This window comes from Prevotella sp. Sow4_E9_plate (genome assembly GCF_052116205.1).
Taxonomy (GTDB): domain Bacteria; phylum Bacteroidota; class Bacteroidia; order Bacteroidales; family Bacteroidaceae; genus Prevotella.
In genome coordinates, this window is sequence record NZ_JBQKLN010000103.1 from 1 (window position 1) to 1,745 (window position 1,745).

A 1,745-nucleotide genomic window follows, 5' to 3' on the forward strand; every position below is an offset into this window, starting at 1 on the left:
TAACTGCATTGAGGGAGCCGTGAATATATCTAACTGAGGATTCGGATCTGTCTTTTTAAACATAGTCATTCTTTTAATTGATGGTGTAAAGATACGAAAAATATTCCAGATTACGGCATAAATCAGAGATTATTTTCGTGAAATATAAACATTTTAAACAGGCCTTACTTTTTAAAGTGGGCTCATGTTTGAAGATTATGAAGAAGTTATTGATTATATTGGGAATAGTGGTTCTGCTTGTTATAGGTGTCCTTTTCGTTCCACCTATTTATAATAGGTTCACAAAACCGTTTTTTAAGAATACGGTGGATGCTAAAGAGTAGTAGCATCAGGTGGATTGTGAGAACCTGGCGCAAGTAAGGGATTATTGCGACAGACGAGGATACAGTACGGATTACTATATCCTCGTGGATTTCTCCAAACCATCTGGCAAGAAGAGGTTCTTTATCTATGACTTGCAGCGTGGCAAAAGAGTGATGAGCAGCTATTGCATGCATGGAAGCGGTAAGGGAAATACAGCAGCCCAGCCAAAGTTCAGTAATAACCCTGGAAGCGGATGCACGAGTCTTGGAAGATATGTCATGATAGGAAAAGGTGGAATGAAGTTCAAGAACTGCGTTCGCCTTCGAGGGCTCGACAAGAGCAATTATCTGGCAGAAGCCCGTGGCATCCTGATCCATTCTGCTGGCAAGGTGACAAGATTCTCCGGTGAGAAGGAGTATATTCCGCTGGGAACAGAGAGCCGTGGCTGCTTTACTGTATCAAGGAGCTGCGTGGAGAAAGTGATGCAGATATACAAGGAATCTTCCAAGAGAAGACCTATATTGATTTATGCAAAATACAAATAAAAAAGTATATTCTATGAAGAAGTTATTATTGTTTATAGCTGGAATCTCAATCCTGTTTTTAGCAGGTTGTTCCAATGGAAATCAGAGCCATGGCAATGAAATCATGGGAGACAGCCTCCCTGCTGATCCTCCATTGGGTTATGTCATAGAGTTAAAGCCTTTGGGAAATTTCTCCCGTCAGAAGGCTGAACAGTTGAGAGAAGAACTCGTGAAGCAGTTGGGTTTCATTTTCAATAAGGTACCAATGGCTTGGGTGGAGGCATCTGTATTTGTTGGAGACAAGAAAGAAATACCTGCCTCATGTCTCTACAAACCAAGAAACAGGTATTGGGCTGGGGGGATCCTGAAAATGTTGCATGAAGAGCATGGAGGTAATGATGAAATCGTAACGATAGGTTTGACGCATCGAGACATCTCTACTTCTATTCATGGACAATACAACTATGGAATCATGGGATTGAGTTTCCGGCCTGGTGACGCCTGTGTGGTTTCAACCTTCCGATTGAAACGAAAGGATGACTTATGGAAAGTAACAATCCATGAATTCCTGCATTCTCGCGGTTTGCCGCATTGCAAGAAGGATGATTTGAAGTGCCTGATGCAAGATGCCCATGGCAAGAATACCTTCTACATGAAACATGGGTTGTGCGAGGATTGCAAGAAAACTTTGAGTAAAATGATGTAAGGAAAACGCCCTTTGTTAGAATGTTACTGCTAACAAAGGGCGGTGAGCTGATTATGCTAAATGATTTATTGTTCTAAAGTGGGGGTGTAATTTAAACAGTATCAAGGCTTGTTCTTAACTTTCATTCCCACTCCCTGCTGGGGGCATGCCCCCAGCAGGGAAGCCTTTTCGGCTGCAAAGTTACATAATTTTAAATCTATCTCCAAATTTTA

2 protein-coding genes are annotated in these 1,745 nt (G+C 41.6%); both read left to right on the forward strand.

Going from position 1 to position 1,745, the window contains the following annotated elements:
• Window positions 1-332: 332 nt before the first annotated feature.
• On the forward strand, window positions 333-848 hold the full coding sequence (locus ACTQ53_RS17370) for a murein L,D-transpeptidase catalytic domain-containing protein (RefSeq protein WP_441934553.1): 516 nt from the start codon (window positions 333-335) through the stop codon (window positions 846-848).
• A gap of 13 nt (window positions 849-861) precedes the next feature.
• Window positions 862-1,533: a hypothetical protein gene (locus ACTQ53_RS17375; protein ID WP_441934555.1), complete on the forward strand. Its 672-nt coding sequence runs from the start codon at window positions 862-864 to the stop codon at window positions 1,531-1,533.
• The last annotated feature ends 212 nt before the right edge of the window (window positions 1,534-1,745 follow it).